This is a genomic window from Acinetobacter sp. YH12128 (genome assembly GCF_013418655.1).
GTDB classification, from domain to species: domain Bacteria; phylum Pseudomonadota; class Gammaproteobacteria; order Pseudomonadales; family Moraxellaceae; genus Acinetobacter; species Acinetobacter amyesii.
On sequence record NZ_VPBO01000009.1, the window covers coordinates 65,073 to 86,977 of the forward strand.

Sequence of the window (21,905 nt, forward strand, 5' to 3'; positions counted from 1 at the left end):
CTTTATAGTATGAAAATTTGTCAGCACTCACTTAAACTTTCTTGTATTGAATAAGAACAGTATTTTGAATTGAGGAAAATTCTACTCACTCATACTAAAATTTTAATTATGTACCACCTAAACTTAGATATGGCACATAATCATCCCAATCAAAAACGGTGACATTTTGATTGTCTTCAATATTCGCCAACGATTTTTTAGGATCTAATAATGGTGTTTTCACCCCCAATAAATCTGCATAAATATGCATATAATCGTAGGCACTGACAGTCTTGTTATATTGTTTTTTAGCCTGCGCATCGCTACGTAATACAAAAAATGGAACCTGATAATTATCTTTAAATTCATTATCTACATGATATGAATCTTCATCTACGGTCATACCATGATCTGAAAAATACGTCACAGTGAAACTACGCTGATCAGCCTTTAAAGTGTTATAAATCTGCTCTATAAAGTGATCCAACTTATTGATCGAAGATAAATAACAATTAATGGTTTCAGGTTTATCGGCATACATACGTGGTGCCTTAAACAGACGTTCACACGCATCCGGATGTGAACCCATCATATGAATAAAAATTACATTTTTTTGATTGGCATATTTTTTTAACTGGGCCTGTAATATTTCGACCATTTTGTCGTCATCAATATTACTCGACATATAGTTACCACTTTTCAGGAAGAACTGATGATCGGCATGAATGGCAATTTTAGAAATCGCCGTATCATTTTTCCCCATAAATCCCTGATTTGAAATCCAAATGGTGTTATAGCCCGCTTGTTTTGCTAGCGTCACAACATTTTTTGCAATCTGCGGTTCACGATTTTGATCAACCAAAGTCAGCGTTCGAGTCAGACTAGTTACCGTATTCGGTGCAGTTGCGATGTAATGATCTACAACATCCAGTGGCATCTGATTTAAAAAAGGTGTGGTATCGTCTTTCGCACCGTAAAGTGATAAATGATCTCGCTGAACACTCTCACCAATGATAATCACTTGATTCTCATAGCTAGCATTCACCTGCTGAATTTCCCAATCGATATCTTGCACATTATCTTCAAGGAGTTTGGCCTCTTCTTGTTTATATTTAACTGTCGCCAGTGCAGTTTGAACACCAAACACACTGACGCCGTTAGCAATAAAGATAAGCGCCAAAATCAGCTTGCGATAATTCCCATGACGAGTTGGATTAAAAAATAGAATATAAAAACTGAGGCTTGAAAATAAAATCAAGGCAAAAATAATATATTTAGGATTAACTACAGATAAAAATTCAAAGGCTTCATTGGTATTGCTTTGGAACATCGATGCCACGATTCCCAAAGACATGTGCCCTTGTAAGAACCCCGTCCCACTTGCAATATACAGGCTAATGACAAAAAACAGAGTAAGGAAGATGTACTTAAAAATACGACTATGTAATTGTTTTACTGCAATGAAAAAAAACGTACTCGAAAGTACCAAGATAAAAAATAAAGGGGCATTTTTAATATGAGCTAAATAGTCCAAAAAACCTAAGCCAATACAAAACCCAATCGAAAGTAAAAGCGGAAACAAATAGGTTTTTAGCATGACCTGACAACCCTTTAATATTATTCAAACATTGTCTAGTTAGACTGAAATGTTAGTAGAAATTTTTCGTCGGGTATTATCTATACTTTAGGGACCGAGTACAATCTTTTTGGCGATACGGTCAGTTTCTTTAAATTCGGTAGCGAGATTCAAATCAGTTAAAGTGGTCTGTAACGACACCAAGCCTTGTTTTAAAATTTCATCTACCGACTTGGTAATCCGGTCTTCCTTCAAGCGATCCACTTCAATCACCCCGACTTTACAACCCGCGGTGAGAGCCTCGTAAATCATTGAAACACTATCTTCAGTTACCCAAACCGCTTCGGCTTTTTGCATTTCTTCGAAAATCCAACCTTGCGGAGTGACTTCAACTGGGAAAATCTGTACTTTTTCAATACTCTTTAACTGTTTTAATTCTGCTAAAAACGCTTTTGGTGTGCGCCGTGAAGTGGTCAAAATGATTTGTGAATTTGGATTTTGCTCGACTATTTGTTCAATTCGTTGGAGTACTTTAGCCGCATTCCACTGATGGCGTTTCGAAGAGCCACCCAAAGCGATCAGGATTCGACCATGCTGATGTCGCTCCTCATTCACAATAGGATTTAACGCACCCTGTGTGGTCAGTACTTTATTTGATGCCTGAATACCATCGTGCTGTGGAATCACCGCATAATCAAACCATGCAAACGGCAAGCTGGGCTTCATTAAAATAATGGTTTTGGCTTTGTTATACACTTTGCCTAACAGCCATACTCGAAAATGTGTATGGCTGCCGACGCCAAAAATATAGGTTGGCACGTGTTCTACGGCATGAACTTGATGGCTAAACAGTGCAGAAATAAGTGTCGCTATAGGCAAATCATCAATTGAAATTTCTTGAAATGTGAATGCTTCCTGAGATTGGCGCTGCATGGCCTTAAATAAACCTAGAGCCTGTGAGCGATGTCCTGCTTTACCATCACTGACATAAACAATATGCATAGTCTCGTTCCAAAAAATTCAATATCTTCAAGCCAATAAAAAAGGCGAAACTTAGTTTCGCCTTTTCATCTTAACCGATCAGCTTATTTTACGTAAGTTAACCAGTGCGCATATTTAGGGTCTTTACCCTGAACCGCATTAAAGAATGCAGTTTGGATTTGCTCAGTGATTGGACCACGACAACCTTCACCAATTTGACGGTCATCATATTCACGGATTGGCGTCACTTCAGCAGCAGTACCTGTGAAGAATGCTTCATCAGCAATATAGAATTCGTCACGTGTAATACGACGTTCAACCACTTCAAAACCAAGGTCTTTCGCAATCGTAATAATGGTTTGACGGGTAATACCATCAAGTGCACCACCCGCGATGTCAGGAGTATGAATCACACCATCACGAACTAAGAATACATTTTCGCCTGAACCTTGACATACATAACCTTGTGGATCGAGTAACATTGCTTCGTCATAGCCAGCATGTGCCACTTCTTGGTGTGCAAGAATGGACAAAGTATAGTTACCAGATGCTTTTGCTTTACACATGGTCACGTTTGGATGATGGTGCGTAAATGAAGACGTTTTAACACGGATACCCTTCGCCATCGCTTCATCACCAAGGTAAGCACCCCAGCTCCATGCAGCAACAACGGCATGAATGGTATTGTCAGTTGCTGCAATACCTAATTTTTCTGAACCAATAAAAATAATTGGACGTAGGTAGCAAGAAGCCAATTTGTTTTCACGAACCACATCAATTTGAGCTTGTTCTAATGCTGCATGATCAAATGGGACTTTCATTTGATAAATTTTTGCAGAATTTAATAAACGCTTAGTGTGTTCTTTTAAACGGAAAATAGCCGTTCCATTCGGAGTTTCATAAGCACGGACGCCTTCAAACACACCCATGCTGTAATGCAATGTATGTGTTAATACGTGAGTTTTCGCCTCACGCCAGTCAACCAATTGTCCATCTTGCCAAATAAAACCATCACGATCAGCCAAGTTCATGGCACACACTCCAAATTTTTATACACAGTCATTTTTATCCAATGCAAACGTTGCAGTTGGATCAATTAATCTTTGCCATAGCTTGCAAACGACCACTCGGGTATCGTGCCAATCGTCAGCTGAAACTTGCATGGATTGATTCGCAAGTGCTAAACGGTGGCTCTCGGCTCGTTCACGGAGATAAGCTTGAATCAATGCTGTCGCATCGGCGCTGGATAAGCAATCCGTTCTTGCGGCATCCTCAAGGATTCGTACGTTGTCAGAGTAATGGGCGAGATCGGGATTCGACCCACTCCATGCTAATACTGCATACTGTGCCATAAATTCGATGTCAACGATACCACCTGCATCTTGTTTTAAATGAAAAATTCCATCTTTTTGCTGCTCTTTAGAAGAACCTAGATGGTCTTTCATTTTTTGGCGCATTTTGAGCACTTCTGCACGAACATTGTTCTCATCTCGTGGCTGAGTCAAAATATTGCAGCGCAAGTTTTCAATTTCAATCCGTAAACTGTGCTCACCTGCAATCGTTCTGGCACGTACTAAAGCTTGATGCTCCCAGACCCAAGCATTTTTATGTTGATATTGCTCAAAGGCTTTTAAGCTGGTCACCAATAACCCCGCTTCTCCCGAAGGTCGTAAACGTGTATCCACCTCATACACTCGACCATCTAGGGTTTGCGTAGTCATTAAGGACATAAATTTTTGTGCCACCCGCATAGCAAATTCAAAGCCACTAATTGGTTTCTGTCCATCCGTATCGGCTTGTTCGTCCATATAGTGAATAAACACCAAATCCAAGTCCGAACCATAACCCAGCTCGATGCCACCCACCTTGCCATAGCCAATCACCGCAAAAGCCATGTGATCAATCGAACAACGCTGCCCTTCTGCATCAATTGGATAGCCATGTTTTTTGGCAACAATTTGATATGCCAAATGCAAGGTTGCATTCACCGACACTTCAGCAATATCGGTCAATGCATCCGACACTTTCATCAACGGACTTTCTGCCAAAACATCACTAGCAGCTACTGCTAAGACATTGGATTTTTTAAATAATCGAAGAACACGCATTTGGTCTTCGACTTGATCAATTTCAATTCGAAGCAGTTGTTGACGTAGAGAGTCTTCTAAATCTTTACGCTTTGGCAGCTCAAAATCCATCGACAAAAACTCGTCCAACAGCACGGGATAATGCGTCAATTCTTCGCAGATCCACGGACTCACTGTTGCCATTTTCACTAATCGTTGTAATGCCCCTTTGCTCTCAATCAGCATCACCAAATAGACCGTACGGCGCAGCACCGACTCCACCAAAGGCATGAGACGTAGTAAGGCCACCTGAGGTTTATCTGACTGTAATATCGCCTCAATGAGATGGGGCCAAAAGGTTTTTAAACGCTGTACTGCTTTGGCAGGTAATTTTTTCAGCGCATGTCCATACCAAAATTCGTGAATTAAATTTTTGGCATCATCATCTAGAACATCGTTCAACTGGGCTTCTAAATGACTAAAACTTTCCAATAACGGATCGGGTTCTTTTTCTTTAATAAGATGTTCAAATTGGTAAATGACTTTGGCACGCTTCTGATTGAGTACATTCAAAAAGTCAACCCAAGATGCAAAACCTAAAGTATCTAAAATACGTTGGCGTGGTTCAGGCTCATGTGGCAACGATTGGGTTTGCTGATCATTGAGCGCTTGTATCGCATGTTCAATGCGACGTAAAAATAAATATGCATCTTCTAGATCAGCAACTGCGGTTTTTTCTAATAATCCAACTTCACCTAAATGATGCAGACTCACTAAACATTGACGGTCTTGCAACTCGAGTTTTGAACCGCCATAGATGAGCTGAAAGACTTGAACAATAAACTCAACTTCACGAATTCCGCCTGCACCGAGTTTAATATCATCTTCGATATTACGACGTAGCACTTCACGTTCGATCATGGCTTTCATGTCACGCATAGCTTCGAAAGCGGTGTAATCGACATATTTGCGGAAGACGAAAGGTCGGGTCATTTCCAGTAACTCTGCGCCTTCTTTACCGCCCGTGACGATACGTGCCTTAATCCAAGCATAGCGCTCCCATTCACGTCCATGCTGGCTTAAATATTTTTCTAATGCCGCATGACTGATTGCCAAGGCAGAACCATCGCCCCATGGGCGAAGGCGCATATCTACACGGAAGACAAAACCATCTGCGGTAATATGGTCAAGCAAGTAAATTAATTTCTGGCCCCATAAAATACAGAACTGCTGCACATCAATACATTTTCGACCGTTGGTTTCACTCTGTTCATCAAAGGCAAAAATAAGATCAATATCACTTGAAAGATTAAGTTCCTGCGCACCCAGTTTTCCCATGGCAACCACAATCAGGTCTTGAACTTTCCCCTTATAGCTTAGCGGTTCGCCATATTTCGCGATCAACGGCTTTAGTGCAAAATCTTTTGCCGCACAGATGGATGCATCGGCAAAGTCTGAAAGCTCTCGAGTTAAGGTGACGACATCGGTGAGTTGATTGGCATCTTGCCAAATCCAACGAAACATCAGACGTGCGCGCAGCACACGAATTGCACGCATCCAGCTATTTTCATCTTGGATATCGGCAAGGCTGCTTACGACAAAATGTTGAATTTGTGCTGTACTGAGCGAGGTTTGAAACTGATCAATTGCATAGTCTTGTTCTAAACTGGCCTGATGGATTCCGAGCACCTGTTCAGCATATTGACTGGCACGTAATGTTTTCTGCAATTGCTCCGTATTCATTTCACAAACCCTAGCGTGATTTTTTTCTAGTTATAACAGTTGATAACGCTTAGGGAAAAGTATTTTTAGGCTTTTATACCAATAGACACGCTTTAAAGCTCGCTTAAGGTCGCATCTTTCTGTGCATTGCAGCTCTCGGTACTTAGGGTTTGATGCAGACTTGTCGCCTTTGGCAGCCAGACTTTAAATTGTGTGCCTTCACCTTCTTTCGAGTTCACCACAATTTCACCCTGATTCAAGTCCACAAAGCGCTTACACAGCACTAAACCCAACCCCGTACCACGCTCTCCTGCCGTACCTTTAATACTGACAGTGAGTTTTTGCTGAAATAAATCTTCAATCTGAGCTTGGGTCATACCCAATCCCGTATCTTGAATGGTGAATAAAATCCGTTCACCATCTTGTTCGGCAGAAATCGTCACCACACCTCGTCCATCGCTATGAGTAAATTTCAATGCATTTGACACCAAATTTTGCATCACTGATGTGATCATATTGATATCTGCATTGACTTTAATGCCTTCAGGCACGGCATTGATCAGTCGGATATTTTTCTTCACGGCCAAGCTATTTAAGACATCACTCACAATTTTTGCAGACTGATGCAAATCAAAATTAATCGGGTGATAAACAAAGCGACCACCTTCTGCCATAGCCCAGTTCAATAAGCTTTCTAAGAGGTTATACGTCGACTGTGTGGTGTCATATAAATAGTCTGCAATATTTTGCACACTTGAATCATCTAAGGTACTGCGCTCCTGCGCCAAAACTTCAGAAAAGCCCAATAGGCCATGAAATGGCGCTCTTAAATCATGAGCAATAATTTGGAAAAATTTAGTCTTACTAAAATTGAGTGCCGACTGCTGTTCATAAGCTTCTTTTAATTCGGCATTTTCAACGCGAAGTTGAATGATGTTGACTAGACTTTGTACAAATTCTTCAACGATCTTTAATTGTTTGGATTCAAATGCAGTGACTTGATCATCAAATAATATCACTTTACCGATAGATTCTTGGTCATATTTTAAATCGAAAGCGACTAAACGCTGATGCCCTAATCCAAGTTCTTGCATATAGTTGGAATAAGCTTGGTAATTTTCAGCGTCTCGGTCTATACGAGAATGTTCAGCAAAAAACTGATCTAGACGATCATCATCAGCTTCGGCCATAAAGGCCTTAAATATGTGCTCTGACGCATACCATATATAAGGTTCATTTTTAAATGCGAGGACAGCATTATCGACTTGCACAATACCACGCGCAAACTTTAAAAATTCTGCAATGCGGTTGTCGTCCGTATAAACCCCCATCAATAAAGACAAACGACAGGCAGTTAATAATTCGGTTTGTGTACCAATATCCAGTAAACGTAAAGCCATCCCGTTGCTCTCCTCAGGGTTTATCTTAAAGATAAAAACCAACTGTTCTGTTCAAGATTAATAGCAAAAATAGCCCAAACACTCAATAACAAAACCCAACAAAAAAACAAACATCATTTACGAATGCGCTATTTAATCGAACTTTCATCCAATTAGAAAACAAAAATATCTATAAAGAACATAACATTAAAGGTAAAACAAAAATTAAAACAATAAAATTAGAAACTTAAATTAATTTAAATTTTATTGACTGTTTATTTTAAATCGTACTTTTCGCGTTTTATTCAAACTAAAAACATGACTAAAAGAAATATTCACTTACATAAGACCTAAAAAACTGGGTTTAATTTTCTTTAACTACATCACAAAAAATAGTGAGTTTTATGATTATTCTACGACCAGATTGCTCATCAGGATGCTCGTTTCAGTCAGCTACACTAAATGAATCTATTTTTAAGTTTTTCTATTAGACTAATTTATTAGTTTTTATCAGTTGTGTGTGTCATTTGAGCGTTAAACCATACCTGCTCGCTTTTACTTTATTAAACTGAGCTAAAGATTCGTTTCATGCTTCTACTGTACATGAACTCATTCACCCAAATGACTGAAGCTAAAAAATAGCCATGCCTTATTCATCAGATATATAAGTTATCGTATAAACATTCCGAGAGCGCTCAAAGTCAAATAGAGCATTGAACTCACGTCGTTCTTTTATAAAGTCACCAATCCTGACTAATTTTCGAACTTACGCACCAAATCTACACCTAAAAGCTAAGGCTTTCGGTTTGACCTGTCCTACGCTTTGCTTTACAACTAAATTTCGAACGAGCCATAAAGAACAGATCAGCCCAAAAAAAATGATTTAAATTTAATTGTTCAATAGCTTTAAGCTATGAATAACAAGCTTTCAATATTCCCCTTCTCGGTTTTGCGCTAAAATTGGGCGTCAAACTGCACTTCTTTTGTATCATTTTTCTACGAAATGACCACATCACAGGATCTTGCGTTGACTGAAAAGCAATGAACCCCGATACTTTCATAGTTTTATTTAAGCAAATCGGTTCATAGAGGCGAGCCACAAGCTCGGACCTCAAAGACACAATCTAAAGCAAGGGGCTATATATGGCTGGTGGAAAGTCAACTATCATCTACACACTGACCGACGAGGCGCCATTATTGGCGACTTACTCTCTGCTGCCGATCATTGAAACCTTTACTAAACCTGCTGGCGTTGAAATCGTTAAACGCGATATCTCAGTTGCAGCACGTGTACTCGCTGAATTTTCAGACTACCTAAGCGAAGAACAAAAGGTGCCAAATAACTTGGCAGAGCTTGGACAATTAACCCAAGATCCAAGCACAAACATTATCAAACTTCCGAACATCAGTGCTTCAGTTGGCCAATTAACTGCTTGCATTAAAGAATTACAGTCTAAAGGTTTTGCAGTTCCGAACTACCCAGAAAACCCAGCGACTGAGGAAGAAAAAGAAATCAAGGCGCGTTATAGCAAATGCCTAGGTTCTGCTGTAAACCCTGTACTTCGTGAAGGTAACTCTGACCGCCGTGCACCTACTGCAGTAAAAAATTACGCGAAGAAACATCCTCACTCTATGAGCGAATGGAAACAGTGGTCACAAACTCACGTTTCTCACATGGACGAAGGTGACTTCTACCACGGCGAAAAGTCTATGACTTTAGACCGCGCTCGCAATGTAAAAATGGAATTGATCACTAAGTCTGGTGAAACTGTTGTTCTTAAGCCAAAAGTTGCGCTTCAAGATGGCGAAATCATCGACTCAATGTTCATGAGCAAAAAAGCACTTTGCGACTTCTATGAAAAAGAATTAGATGATTGTAAAGAAGCTGGCATTTTGTTCTCTCTACATGTAAAAGCGACCATGATGAAGGTGTCTCACCCAATCGTTTTCGGTCACTGTGTGAAGATTTACTACAAAGAAGCATTCGAAAAACACGGCAAATTGTTTGATGAGTTAGGTATTAACATCAACAACGGGATGTCTGGTCTTTACGAAAAAATTGAAACTCTTCCGACTTCTCTTCGTGAAGAAATCATTGCTGACTTACATGCTTGCCAAGAACACCGTCCTGCACTTGCAATGGTTGATTCTGCAAAAGGCATCACTAACTTCCACTCACCTAATGACGTCATTGTAGATGCATCTATGCCCGCAATGATCCGTGGTGGCGGTAAAATGTGGGGTGCTGACGGCAAACAGTACGACTGTAAAGCTGTAATGCCTGAATCTACTTTCGCGCGTATCTACCAAGAAATGATCAATTTCTGTAAATGGAATGGTAACTTTGACCCACGCACTATGGGTACTGTACCTAATGTTGGTTTGATGGCGCAAAAAGCTGAAGAATACGGCTCACACGACAAAACTTTCGAAATCGCTGAAGCGGGTGTTGCAAACATCACCGACCTAGAAACTGGTGAAGTGTTGATGTCACAAAACGTGGAAGAAGGCGATATCTGGCGTATGTGCCAAGTGAAAGACGCTCCAATCCGTGACTGGGTGAAACTTGCTGTGACTCGTGCACGCAACTCAGGCATGCCTGCGATCTTCTGGCTTGACCCGTACCGTCCACACGAAAACGAACTCATCAAGAAAGTTCAAACTTACTTGAAAGAGCACGACACTACTGGTTTAGACATTCAAATCATGTCTCAAGTACGTGCTATGCGTTATACACTTGAACGTGTTGCTCGTGGCCTAGATACAATTTCTGTAACTGGTAACATCCTACGTGACTACCTAACAGACTTGTTCCCGATTATGGAATTGGGTACTTCTGCGAAAATGCTTTCTATCGTGCCTCTAATGGCTGGTGGCGGCATGTACGAAACTGGTGCGGGTGGTTCTGCGCCTAAACACGTACAACAACTTGTAGAAGAAAACCACTTACGTTGGGATTCTTTAGGTGAGTTCTTGGCACTTGCTGTTTCTCTTGAAGAAATGGGCATCAAAGAAGACAACGCGAAAGCTAAACTTCTTGCAAATACACTTGATGCTGCGACTGGTAAATTGCTTGACAATGACAAGTCTCCATCACGTCGTACTGGCGAACTTGACAACCGTGGCAGCCACTTCTACCTTGCTAAATACTGGGCTGAAGAACTTGCTGCGCAAGACGAAGATGCAGAGCTTAAAGCGAAATTCGCTCCTCTTGCTCAAGCACTTGCTGAAAACGAAGAAAAAATCGTTGCAGAACTTGCTGAAGTTCAAGGTAAAGCCGCGGACATCGGTGGTTACTACGCTGTAGATACAGCAAAAGTAAATGCTGTAATGCGTCCAAGCGCAACTTTAAATGCTGCTCTTGAGGCTGCTCAATAAGTTGATGCTGAACTAATGCAAGTTAGGGATGTAAAAAACCAGCGCTTCGGCGCTGGTTTTTTTATACCCTCATTTATATAGTGTTATGACAACTCTTTCATTTAATACTTTGCTCTAAATTTTATGAATGTGATTTATCAAAGGTTAGGATTTTTCATTCAACTACAGCCCTAAAATAAGGAAAACCTAAAATGGCAAATTCATGGGGAATACCAAAGCACATAGAAGATGTGGTCTCGGAGCGAGACCTGTGCTGTGTATATTGCGGCAAAAAGTTTGGCACTGAAAGAGCCAACAAGAAGTCTTGGGAACACATTATCAACGATATAAGAATTACAACCTTAACCAATATTGCATTGTGCTGTGTTGGCTGCAATGCATCTAAAGGCAATAAAGACTTAGCAACTTGGTTCCACTCTGAGAATGCTCGAAAAAGAGGTGTCAACACTGAGACAATTGCAGATGTCATCAAAGTAGCTTTAGATAGTTAATAAATCTTTTAAATACTACAAGCCCTATAAGACACCCGATCAATCACATTTGATTATTGTATTGATCTAATAATTTAAGCTTAGCATCTGATTCCACCATGAGTACCCAAACAAAATTCAGGTACTCATTTTACGAAGTGACCACCTGAAACGTGGCTAGTGAAATCATTGGAAATTTTCTAGGAATTTTATATAATTCATTACTTTTAGACATAAAAAACCCCAAGTCTTAATAAGCTTGGGGTTTTTTAGAATTTTGGTCCGAGGGTCGGGATCAATATATTAATATATCCAATTGTTTTAACTAAATTTATTAAAATTAAAAAATTAAAAGGTACTCACTAAGGTACTCATTTTCAAAATTAGAAACCCTGCTATTACAATAACTTAAATAAAAAACAATCCTAAAATCTTAATAATTAAGCGTAGACACCAATTTAATAGCTTCTACTTTAAAGTCATCTAGATCATGAAAGTCAGGGTCAGGTAGCCTAGGAAAAAGTGCTTTTAACGCGTATTCACTACTTAGCCCAAACACATCCTCATCTAGCTTATAAACATGATAACTTAAATAAGAAGCAATCAGGGGTAATTGAGCAAGTAAGTCTTCAATACTCTCTGCACTGTAAAAATCCTCCTCCCCCTCTGAACTTCCAATTTTTCCGCTTGTAACATGGGCGTGGTAGTACAGCATATTATTTTCTATTTCTTCATCATCTATGCTGAGATTTACGAATAAAAAAGAATCCTTATCCTCATATACCACCCCAATCATATATGCATTGAAATTACTTAAAGTATTATTTTTATCAAGAATATAATCAAAAGCATCTTTTAACTTCATTATGTTTCCTTATCTAATAATATTGAATTACATGAAACTAAAAATCTAATTTTTTGATGGTGACAGCTTCTAAAGTATTGTAATTTAAGATCATAGTCTAGACTTTAAGGGTGTAATCATGGGGTATATTGTAAAGCTATTAGAATCAGGAAATTACTTTGTTGGTGATGAAGGAGAAATCGTGACTACTCCCTCTAGAGAAGAAGCAATTTCTGAAGGGCAATTCGATGAATATGAAGAAGCAAAAGAAACCGCAGAATATTGGTCTAGACAAATGGTACTAGGTGTAGATTACATCATTGAATCAGTCTAATGATCATGGAGTAGAGATGAAAGAGGAAGAATTAAGAAAACTTTATACAATTGAAGTTTTTTTGAAACATGGTGATCTACCTAAAACTATGCGTGATGATTGGACACCTAGTTTTGGGCTTGAACAGGGCAAATATGGTATTAAAGATGACGATAAAGCTCATGCCTATATCAGCCTAAACGGCAAACTTAAAAAAAGTAAATGTGAGTTTTTTGAAGATAAAAATTTAGCTCAAAAATTCCTAAACCATGTAGAACCAAAATTGAAAAAGCTATATCCAAGCATCACAATCAACCTAAGAAATGTTAAATCAAGTGAATTAGATTACAGAAGAAAGAAAGCACTAGAGGAAGCTATTGCTAATAATCTTAAAATTCAAAAATCACTTTAATAAAATCTATGAAAATCAAAAGCCATCAGATAATATTATTGATACATAAGTACAAGTAACTTTAACTTGCAAACTTTTACAAATAGTTAAGTTCTTATTCTCAATAAATTTTGCTTTAACCCCGAGGGAAATATGAATTCTAAAGTTGAATCTATTGATCTAGAAGTGATCAGAGCAGATTTATTGAAAAAAGTTAACCTTTTACGTAAAAGAAAATATCCTTTTGCACCTATAAATGATTTGGCTGAACAGAATGGAATTTCTTCCTCAAACGGGTATGACTCACTCTTAAAAAAAATTCAGCAAATTACTAAAGGTGATGTAGTAACAATCCTTACTAACTTTCGAAAGGCTTTAACGCCTGAGGTAGTTAAACACTGTCTATATGCCAATAAAGCTATTTCTATCTATAAGCTACCTGATGATATGAACTTAAATGATTTAGAAAAATCTTTAAGTACACTAACTTCAAATTGCTCTATAGATGACAAATATTACTCAATCGAAGATGAAGATAAAGTAGAAAAAGATTTCATTGCTCGATTCCAACCTGATGATGATATGAGTATCTTCGTTTATCACGATCAACGCTCTTACGTTTTTCGTAGTAAAGAAGAGTCAGCTAACGTTATTGATTCTTTTAATAACGAACTAGATCCATTAGATGAAAATCAAGAAGTACTGGAGTTAATTAAAGTAATAAAAGTAACAATTCCTGCTTTTGATTTTGTTGTTTTAGACAAGAAGCTAAAAATTTTAGTTATTGGCTTTGACCTAGCATATGTATTCCCTAAAGCAATGATTAATAAAGCTTTAGATCAATTAGAAAATAAGATTAAAAAGATTAAAGGTCTTGAACATCTAAATAGGTTAAATTTTAGAAATGCAATTGAAAATATGGAAAATGAAACAGATGGAGTTGTTTTTGGACATGCTTTTTGCTCATCAGGCGGAACTTTCAATCATTTAGGTAAGACGTCCTCAAAAAGAGCAGATGTACGAAAGGATAGCTTTTTTACAAAAGGTTCGACAGGTGAAATTCTGGATTATTATGGAATTAGAAAACGCTATAATACAGGAAAAAGAGATTGTGCCGTGACTGTAGCATTATCTTATAGAGAATATAAAGCTTCCGCCTTAACCCCTATTTATATAGCTGTATTAGACTATATGCAGGAAGCTAATGATCTAAGACATTGCTGTAAAAAACTTCTAGATAATTCATAGATTATGAAGAATTTTATCCAGAGAGTTGATAGCTTTCTTGCTCTTCTAAAATTTAAAGATAGTGATAATATTAAAAAATATTCACATAATATTATTAGTTATGTTGAGACTTTAGATAATTTAGGAGATCAAGAATTTTTATTCTCTTTCTTATTTAAAGTTTCAGAAGCAACTGAAAATGATTTAGAAAACTTCAGTAATGCTGTTTATCTATTAGTTAATGAACAAGTTAATTTCTTCAATCAAAAGTTTCATTATCACAATGAATTAAATGATGACTGGGAACCTTACTCCGCAGAGCTATTTTCAAAGAACTTAATTAATAATATATTCATTCACCCTCAAAGTGGTGAAACTATTACTAAAACTGAATATTTAGAACTAGTTCAACCTTATTTCGTCGCATCTAATGAATTATTGGGAGAAAGTTTTGAATCTCAATAGTTTACCTATCAATGCAACTATGCTTGCCTTAAGAAATTCTATTACTAATTACGATGATTGGATAAAAGTTTTATATATGGATATAGATGAAGTCTACTCATCTTGTCTAGACAGTACTGAAATATTCCTCAAATTATCTGAGACAGAAATAAGCTCCATGATAGGTATGGGACTTAAAATGAGATTCTATAATGTACAAGTTGATTCAGATAAAAACGGTAATGCGGATTTAAGTGTTCAATCAGGTTCATTTTTATGGATAGGTGAAGCCAAGATTGTCAACAACAGTACAAAAACAGATTTTGAATATCTCCACGGCGGATTGAAGCAACTACTAACCCGTTATAGTAAAGGGCAAGGCAATGCTGTTAATGGCTCTCTTTTAATCTATCTTAAGCCAAATAGTAGGTTTACTAACGAAAATAATTTTATGAGTGACTGGATAAGTTATGTGCAAGAACATGAATCTTCATATGTGACTCACTATCAATGTACTCAGAAAAATACGAATAGCATTACTGACCATAAGCATCCCACTTCAGGTAATGATTATTCCGTAAGACACATGCCGCTTACACTTCATCACCTACCTGAAGATAGCAGTGGAAAAGATGCAAAAAAATATGCAGAAAGACGTAGCGTATATGAAAGTGCAAGTATTGGTCCAAGCAAGTAAACTTTACATTTGTACATATTAATATATAGATGATGTCATTCAGCTGTGGAGTGGTGTGGCAATTGTGTATAGAGTCTTAAAAAATGTCTAAATCTACAAATTTTGCTACAACACTTACCGTAATTTATTTAGCATTAATAGCCGTATGTATCGCTATATATCACTTACTTATTAAGTTTATTCCTAACCATGACTATCAGAGTCTTGCCGTAGACCTTCTTTCATGGTCTGCTACTTTATTTGCTACTATTGCCCTCCTCTATACATTTAATAGTTGGAAAGAGCAAAAAAGATACGAGCTTTCACATAGTATTAGTTCTGATATATACACTAAGTCCCAAAATTTCCGTTCAAATTTTACAAGTGTAATTATTGCAATTTATGCTATGCATGAAACGAAAGAAATTGATGAATCTGTAAAGAAGGTAGAACATCTTATTACTTCTTATTACGATGATTTATCAGAAAGCTTTACAAAACTTAATTATATTTTTAATGATAAAAATCTCACTGATAAGTTTATGAAACTATTAAAAAGTGTAGAGGCACTCATAGACTTAATAAACTTAGCTAAGATGGCTTGCTGTACTGATGATAATGAAAAAATTATCTATGAAAAAATTTATGATAATAAATTACAAGAAACATTTGATAACCAATATGCTCAAATCCAAACCCTTATAAATAATTTCACAGATAATGAAGATATATATAGAGAAGCCTTATTAAAGATTTCTCTATATAAACACGTTTAAATCATTAGATAATATTTTAGAAAAACCTTTAAATATTTTAAAAAAATGTAAAATTCCATTTTTTAATATGATCTAACTTTATTCTTCCAATTTTCGTACCAATTCATTACCTCTAAATAATCAAAGTAAACGGCTGACTGTCTATTGATGCCAGATTTCAGAGCTTTAGGAAAGCTTTTATCTTCTTTCTGTAATCTATTTAGTTTATCTCTACAGATGCCAAGCATTGAACTTACTTCTTTTGCAGTTAGTCGGAATTTTGGAACCCAAACGTGATTTAAATTATTATTTTCATTATTTAATAACATTATATTTTTCCCCTATTATTTTTTTATTAGCAATTGCCTTATTTATTAATGTATCAATTTCTAGATTATATTTTTCTAAAAAATCTTTTCTCTTTCGATGAATTGTAGTTCTTGAATAAAAATCTAGAACCGTTCCATCAAGAACAAAGTTATAAAATTTCTGGTCAGCTTTATTTTTAATTGTGGAAACTTGTGCTGTACGTCTAAAATCAGGCATTTCCAATTTATTGAATTCATTATAAAATAATTTTTCCAAATAATTAATATCAAACCAATTATATCCAAATTTTAAATTCAACTCTTTTAACTTTCTTGAGTAAATCTTTATTTCTTTTCTAATCATGCGATTCGCTAATAAGGCTAGCTCTTTACTTATTAAGTTTTTTCTTTTATTAGAACTTAACTCATTTCCTTTATGATAAAAACCTAAAACCCAATGCTTAGAATTTTGTCCAAAATAAACACCATTTTGATATAGTGTTTTCTTTCTATAAGGATACCGACCACCATTTTTAATATTATTTAAATACTTGATAGAAATTTCTTTATCATCAAAAATCAGATCAAATTTAATATGAACACAATAAAGTTCAAATTTACCTTTTTTTATTTCATTTAACTGCGCATTAGTAGGTGAAATTAAATTCATTTTTTTAAGCACTAAGATTGTATCAGTTACTAAATTGACTACAGAGTGACTGCCATCTACATTTTGTCCATTTAACCATTTATATAAGTTACCTGAGATTCTTAATTTTGAACCTTTAGATTTAACTTTAATTGTCTGTCTAGTTTGAGATTCAATCATTTTAGATTTATATAATATTTTTTCTTGTTCAATATTCTGATTTTTATCAAAGAAAATATATCCACCTTCCGATAGCTCTAAAGGATTGTGATCTACATCTACAACAACATCTATCCAATCAACATCAAAACTTTTTTTATTTTTATTCATAATGTCTCCTATTATTTTTTTTATTATTAATTTTTAAATTATTTTAGGAAAAGAAATACCCCCGTGCATTATTTTTACACGAAAAATTTAAGATAAAATTAATTTAAGAAAATTCGAAATATATATTTATTTTTTTGTTTTATTATGCTACAAACGTAGTATTAATATTAAATATATGAGATATATTATACAATAATTTATTTTAAATGTCAACTTTTAAGCATTCTATAAGTCAGTAAGAGCCATAGTTTTTCAGTAAAAACACTTCTTTTTCATACTCCTTGAAGTCAAATAACACATGACCAAAATTTTTAAAATATTTTATATTATTATCATTATTTTTTAACAAAAACACTTTTGGAATTATTTGACTTAAATCATCTAAATTAATATTTTCAATTTTAGGGTAAATTAAACCAAATCCCACCCAGTACTCAACCGCATAAGATAAAACATCATTATTTTCACTTATATCTTCAGCCAAAATTGATTCAACATTTTGGTATTCCATTAAATCTTTAACTGAACACTTAACAACCCTACTATTCGCTAAGAAGAGCTTCATTCTTTTTCTCTTTTGATTTCAATTTTAGTAAATCCGCATATTCATGAGGTGTTATATACGGATTATTTTCAATATAGGTTAGCCAGTTACTCCATACATTCATAATTTTTCTACGTTCTTCTAAGTATTCTGCAATATGAGTATACGCTCCAACAGTATCATTCTTTTCTAGATGGCTCATTTGCTTTTCTAAAGCATCTCTTTGGAACAAACCCATTTCAGCTAAAGAAGATCTTGCTAAAGCCCTAAAACCATGTAAACAAATCTCTTCTTTGTCATATCCTATACGCTTTAAAGCATTATTAGGTGCTTCCCCACTCAAAAATTTATTTTTGTCATTTACACTTGGAAAAACGTGATTACAGTTACCACTATAAGTATAAATTTCTTTTAAGATTTCTATCACCTGTGGAGATAACGGCACAAGATGTTCTCTTCTTGATTTTGCCCCTCGATTCGAATACTTAATCCCTTCAATTAATTCTCTTCTAGCAGGCACACGCCACTGTTTCTTTTTAAAATCAATCTCAGTCCAACGTGCGTATCTAACTTCAGAAGAACGAAGAAATGTATGTAATACTAGTTTTAAACAACTCTTAGTTAGAAAATGTCCAGTATCTTTCTCAATCCCTTTTATAAGGTTTGGGATTTCATCTAGTGATTTAAAAGTAGCTCTATGTTTTTTGGGAGCAGATAAATCTAAAGTATCTTTCAAATCTCTAGCTATATTTGTTTCGATAAAACCATGCTGTAGTGCGTATGCATAGATTGATATCAAGTCTGCCCTGATTCTCTGTGCATGATCTGCTGACTTTTCATAGATTCTATTTAAAAGATTCATCAATTCTTTTAATGTAATTTTTTCAATCAGTTTATCTTGAAGGATTGGAAAAACATGAATCTCAAATTTTCTTAGTCTTTTATGCTTAGTTTCTTCATCTAATTCAGCTTTCTTTGCATAAACTTCTAACCAAGCAAGTGTGATTTTCTTAAATGTGTGCTGATTATCTTTTTTCTGATTTTGTAAATGCTTTTGTTCTTTTGGATCTAAACCTTCTGCAAGCATTGTTCTGTAAGCTGAACGATATTCTCTAGCTTTAGATAAACTTAGTTCAGGATAGGTTCCTAACGTCATTTTAGACACTTTATTGGCTATTTTATTTTTATATTTGAATTGCCAACTTTTCGTACCAGAGGGTCTAACAAGTAAAATTAGACCGTCACCATCATGCAATGGATATTCTTTATCTCTAGGTTTAGCAGAAGCACATTTAGTATCAGTAATGGGTTTAACTTTTTTCGCCATTCCAAATGAATACCTTTAACACATGAGGTACTCATTAAGGTACTCATTTGACATAGGTGTATCAAGGAATATAACGTGATATAACGATTGATAATTTAGATAAATGCAGGATTTACAAAGATATTTTATTATATTAATCCATATATCTTAAAAGATATGGTCCCGAGGGTCGGACTCGAACCGACACATCATCTCTGATAGTGGATTTTGAATCCACCGCGTCTACCAATTTCACCACCTCGGGAAGGTGTTGAAACGTATAATAAACTGTTTCAAAAACTTGTCAACGCATGATGTTCTCATTTGATTAAAAATAAACCGTATAAGAATTTTTAGATGGATAATCCATCAATTTCAGCGTTAAAACCCAAAAAAGCTTATACTAAGCCAAATTTCATTATCCCCTTTTCAGATTTCTTAACATGCAACTTTCTGACTTTAACTTCAATCTCCCCGACGAACTCATTGCCCGCTATCCGCTTGAAACACGTAGTGCATCACGCCTGCTCCATCTCGACCTCAATGGCGAATATCACGACCATCATTTCACTGACATTTTAGACTTACTCAATGAAGGTGACTTATTGGTACTGAACGATACCAAAGTGATGAAAGCCCGCTTGAAAGGCAAACGCGCTACAGGCGGTGCAGTTGAAGTCTTGGTTGAACGTATTCTTGATCCAAAAACCGCACATTGCCACATTAAAGCCAGCAATACGCCTAAAGAAGGTGCGGAATTATTTATTGGTCCAGACGAAGTTAAAGTGACCGTTCAAGGCCGTCATGAAAACTTATTTGTTGTGGAATTTTCACAGCCTATTTTACAAGTTTTAGATTTATACGGCGCATTACCGATTCCGCCTTACTTTAACCGTGAAGCAGAAGCGATTGATACCGAACGTTACCAAACTGTTTTTAACGATCCGACCAAATTGGCTTCAGTTGCAGCACCAACAGCAAGCTTACATTTTGATGAAGCGCTACTCAAAAAATTGGCGGACAAAGGTGTAAATAAAACCTTTGTTACCTTGCATGTGGGTGCAGGTACATTCTTACCCGTACGTACCAATGACATTGAAAATCACATCATGCACAGTGAGTGGTGTGACGTATCAGAAGAATCTATGGCTTTAATCCGTGAGACAAAAGCACGTGGCAATAAAGTCATTGCTGTCGGTACTACAGCGACTCGTGCGACTGAAAGTGCCGCTCAAGCCAATGGCGGCGAACTCAAGGGCTGGACAGGTGATACGCAAATCTTTATCTACCCTGGTTATGAGTTCAAAGTGGTCGATCGTTTAATTACCAACTTCCATTTACCTGAGTCTACCCTGCTCATGTTAGTGTCAGCGTTGTCTAATCGAGACAATATTTTGAATGCCTATCACCATGCCGTCGACAGCCAATATCGCTTCTTTAGTTATGGCGATGCGATGTTAATTGATAACATTAACCACAAATAATCGAACGCTGAAATCATCCCTATGCCGATAGATTCTGTAAAGCACTCCATCCATATTCGTCGAAAAAAGAATGCTGTGGTTTTTCAGAATATCGCTCGGCTCTGGGATATCGGCCGAAACGCCAAAACACACCAAGAGCTCCTCGATGGACTGCATCCATGGAATGCTCCCATTACACTCAAATTTGAAAATTTACTGCCGCTGGCTTTAGCCGCACTGGGTATCGGATTCATGCTGTTTATTGTAATTCAGCCCGATCATGGCTGGGCACAGCTCTGCTTTGCTGCGGGATTGGTCATGGTGTTCTGGGCCTATATCAGCTATGAAAAAGATGACCCGCTCGAAGATGTTATTGCGTTTTTGGAAACCGAATGCATCGCAAAAAAATACCAACTGGCTTTTAACCGACAGCCTCAATACATTTCAATGCCGCTGAATAATCTACAATTTATTGGCAATCTTAAACGTATGTTCCCCGTATTTAAGCAAGGCAGCCTTTCGAATGATATTCAGACCTTCGCGAGCACCGTTTGGGAAGATGAAAATCAGCAACAGCATCAAGTCATGGTCTTTCATTATCACTATGTGAATGAACTGAAAGTACGTGACAAAGACGGTGATGAAGTCACGGTTAAAGAAATTCATAAAGACCTGTGGGGCGCATTTGTTTTTGATATTGGCATCCATGGACTTGCCGTATCTGCAACAGGCAAAAACTTTGGCTATCCCTATAGTTTTCCTTGGCACAGCAGCGACATTCAAACCAATCAAAAATTAAAGTTTTATGGCGAGAACCAAATGGAAATCGCTAAATTGCTCAGCCCAGGCTTTGTCCTCCGACTAGCGGATTTTTTTCAAAACCGTGAAGGTGATCTGCTATTTCATCCGAGCCACCGCATAATGTGCTATCTTGGCTCTACAGATTTATTTAAAGTCAGTAGTAAAGCAAAACGAATTCAAGATGTTTCGGCATTGCGTGGACATCTCAGAACCTTTAAATTAAATGCTTTAGAAAATTTGAAAAACGATTTAACGCAGTTTTTAAAATAGATTTCATACAATAATGTTTTAACTTACGACCTT

Annotated in this window: 20 protein-coding genes and 1 tRNA gene; 10 read left to right on the forward strand and 11 right to left on the reverse strand. The window is 36.6% G+C overall.

Annotation, left to right across the window (positions count from 1 at the left end; genetic code table 11):
- Nucleotides 1-106: 106 nt before the first annotated feature.
- From FTU64_RS06560 to FTU64_RS06580, 5 genes are all read right to left on the reverse strand, one after another.
- The gene (locus FTU64_RS06560) at nucleotides 107-1,576 is read right to left on the reverse strand and encodes a phosphoethanolamine transferase (RefSeq protein ID WP_180059431.1); all 1,470 of its coding nucleotides are present in this window, start codon (nucleotides 1,574-1,576) and stop codon (nucleotides 107-109) included.
- A gap of 87 nt (nucleotides 1,577-1,663) precedes the next feature.
- On the reverse strand, nucleotides 1,664-2,557 hold the full coding sequence (locus FTU64_RS06565) for a mitochondrial fission ELM1 family protein (RefSeq protein ID WP_180059432.1): 894 nt from the start codon (nucleotides 2,555-2,557) through the stop codon (nucleotides 1,664-1,666).
- An 83-nt stretch (nucleotides 2,558-2,640) separates the two neighbouring features.
- Nucleotides 2,641-3,567 (reverse strand): branched-chain amino acid transaminase, encoded by a 927-nt coding sequence (locus FTU64_RS06570; RefSeq protein WP_078191262.1) that lies wholly within the window; start codon nucleotides 3,565-3,567, stop codon nucleotides 2,641-2,643.
- Between the two features lie 18 nt (nucleotides 3,568-3,585).
- Entirely contained in the window at nucleotides 3,586-6,345 is a 2,760-nt protein-coding gene (gene glnE, locus FTU64_RS06575) for a bifunctional [glutamate--ammonia ligase]-adenylyl-L-tyrosine phosphorylase/[glutamate--ammonia-ligase] adenylyltransferase (protein ID WP_180059433.1), read from the reverse strand.
- Nucleotides 6,346-6,437: 92 nt separating this feature from the next.
- Nucleotides 6,438-7,724, reverse strand: coding sequence for a sensor histidine kinase KdpD (locus FTU64_RS06580; RefSeq protein ID WP_180059434.1), 1,287 nt, complete (start codon nucleotides 7,722-7,724; stop codon nucleotides 6,438-6,440).
- Nucleotides 7,725-8,846: 1,122 nt separating this feature from the next.
- Here FTU64_RS06580 and FTU64_RS06585 point away from each other — a divergent pair.
- Together FTU64_RS06585 and FTU64_RS06590 are read left to right on the forward strand one after the other, a co-directional pair.
- Nucleotides 8,847-11,081, forward strand: coding sequence for an NADP-dependent isocitrate dehydrogenase (locus FTU64_RS06585; protein WP_180059435.1), 2,235 nt, complete (start codon nucleotides 8,847-8,849; stop codon nucleotides 11,079-11,081).
- Nucleotides 11,082-11,272: 191 nt separating this feature from the next.
- Nucleotides 11,273-11,572, forward strand: coding sequence for an HNH endonuclease (locus tag FTU64_RS06590; RefSeq protein WP_180004595.1), 300 nt, complete (start codon nucleotides 11,273-11,275; stop codon nucleotides 11,570-11,572).
- A 412-nt stretch (nucleotides 11,573-11,984) separates the two neighbouring features.
- Here the strand turns inward: FTU64_RS06590 and FTU64_RS06595 are convergent, their stop codons facing one another.
- Nucleotides 11,985-12,416, reverse strand: coding sequence for a hypothetical protein (locus FTU64_RS06595; protein WP_092767600.1), 432 nt, complete (start codon nucleotides 12,414-12,416; stop codon nucleotides 11,985-11,987).
- Nucleotides 12,417-12,534: 118 nt separating this feature from the next.
- Here FTU64_RS06595 and FTU64_RS06600 point away from each other — a divergent pair, with 118 nt between their 5' ends.
- The 6 genes from FTU64_RS06600 to FTU64_RS06625 all read left to right on the forward strand — a co-directional run bounded on the left by FTU64_RS06600 (nucleotide 12,535) and on the right by FTU64_RS06625 (nucleotide 16,222).
- The gene (locus tag FTU64_RS06600) at nucleotides 12,535-12,729 is read left to right on the forward strand and encodes a hypothetical protein (RefSeq protein WP_058951649.1); all 195 of its coding nucleotides are present in this window, start codon (nucleotides 12,535-12,537) and stop codon (nucleotides 12,727-12,729) included.
- 16 nt (nucleotides 12,730-12,745) lie between these two features.
- The gene (locus tag FTU64_RS06605) at nucleotides 12,746-13,120 is read left to right on the forward strand and encodes a hypothetical protein (RefSeq protein WP_058951648.1); all 375 of its coding nucleotides are present in this window, start codon (nucleotides 12,746-12,748) and stop codon (nucleotides 13,118-13,120) included.
- 132 nt (nucleotides 13,121-13,252) lie between these two features.
- Complete coding sequence (locus FTU64_RS06610; protein ID WP_092767603.1) at nucleotides 13,253-14,347, forward strand: hypothetical protein; 1,095 nt, start codon at nucleotides 13,253-13,255, stop codon at nucleotides 14,345-14,347.
- 3 nt (nucleotides 14,348-14,350) lie between these two features.
- Nucleotides 14,351-14,791, forward strand: a complete 441-nt coding sequence (locus tag FTU64_RS06615) for a hypothetical protein (RefSeq protein WP_058951646.1) — start codon at nucleotides 14,351-14,353, stop codon at nucleotides 14,789-14,791.
- The gene (locus tag FTU64_RS06620; RefSeq protein WP_092767664.1) at nucleotides 14,778-15,467 is read left to right on the forward strand and encodes a hypothetical protein; all 690 of its coding nucleotides are present in this window, start codon (nucleotides 14,778-14,780) and stop codon (nucleotides 15,465-15,467) included. The genes FTU64_RS06615 and FTU64_RS06620 overlap by 14 nt, the downstream gene beginning before the upstream one ends.
- An 83-nt stretch (nucleotides 15,468-15,550) precedes the next feature.
- Nucleotides 15,551-16,222 carry a hypothetical protein gene (locus FTU64_RS06625; protein ID WP_092767605.1) on the forward strand — a complete coding sequence of 224 codons (672 nt, stop codon included), beginning with the start codon at nucleotides 15,551-15,553 and terminating at the stop codon, nucleotides 16,220-16,222.
- A gap of 62 nt (nucleotides 16,223-16,284) precedes the next feature.
- Here the strand turns inward: FTU64_RS06625 and FTU64_RS06630 are convergent, their stop codons facing one another.
- From FTU64_RS06630 to FTU64_RS06650, 5 genes are all read right to left on the reverse strand, one after another.
- Nucleotides 16,285-16,530 carry an AlpA family transcriptional regulator gene (locus tag FTU64_RS06630; protein ID WP_058951644.1) on the reverse strand — a complete coding sequence of 82 codons (246 nt, stop codon included), beginning with the start codon at nucleotides 16,528-16,530 and terminating at the stop codon, nucleotides 16,285-16,287.
- A complete protein-coding gene (locus FTU64_RS06635; RefSeq protein WP_058951643.1) occupies nucleotides 16,517-17,488 on the reverse strand; it encodes a phage/plasmid replication protein, II/X family in 972 nt (323 codons plus the stop codon). The genes FTU64_RS06630 and FTU64_RS06635 overlap by 14 nt, the downstream gene beginning before the upstream one ends.
- A 232-nt stretch (nucleotides 17,489-17,720) precedes the next feature.
- Nucleotides 17,721-18,053: a hypothetical protein gene (locus FTU64_RS06640; RefSeq protein ID WP_092767610.1), complete on the reverse strand. Its 333-nt coding sequence runs from the start codon at nucleotides 18,051-18,053 to the stop codon at nucleotides 17,721-17,723.
- Entirely contained in the window at nucleotides 18,031-19,359 is a 1,329-nt protein-coding gene (locus tag FTU64_RS06645; protein WP_092767612.1) for an integrase arm-type DNA-binding domain-containing protein, read from the reverse strand. The genes FTU64_RS06640 and FTU64_RS06645 overlap by 23 nt, the downstream gene beginning before the upstream one ends.
- Nucleotides 19,360-19,516: 157 nt before the next feature.
- Nucleotides 19,517-19,603: transfer RNA gene (locus tag FTU64_RS06650), tRNA-Leu, on the reverse strand.
- Nucleotides 19,604-19,781: 178 nt separating this feature from the next.
- On the opposite strand from FTU64_RS06650, the gene queA reads away from it, so the two are divergent.
- Nucleotides 19,782-20,822: a tRNA preQ1(34) S-adenosylmethionine ribosyltransferase-isomerase QueA gene (queA, locus tag FTU64_RS06655; RefSeq protein ID WP_078191326.1), complete on the forward strand. Its 1,041-nt coding sequence runs from the start codon at nucleotides 19,782-19,784 to the stop codon at nucleotides 20,820-20,822.
- Nucleotides 20,823-20,843: 21 nt separating this feature from the next.
- Nucleotides 20,844-21,872 (forward strand): hypothetical protein, encoded by a 1,029-nt coding sequence (locus FTU64_RS06660; protein ID WP_180004596.1) that lies wholly within the window; start codon nucleotides 20,844-20,846, stop codon nucleotides 21,870-21,872.
- Nucleotides 21,873-21,905: the final 33 nt, after the last annotated feature.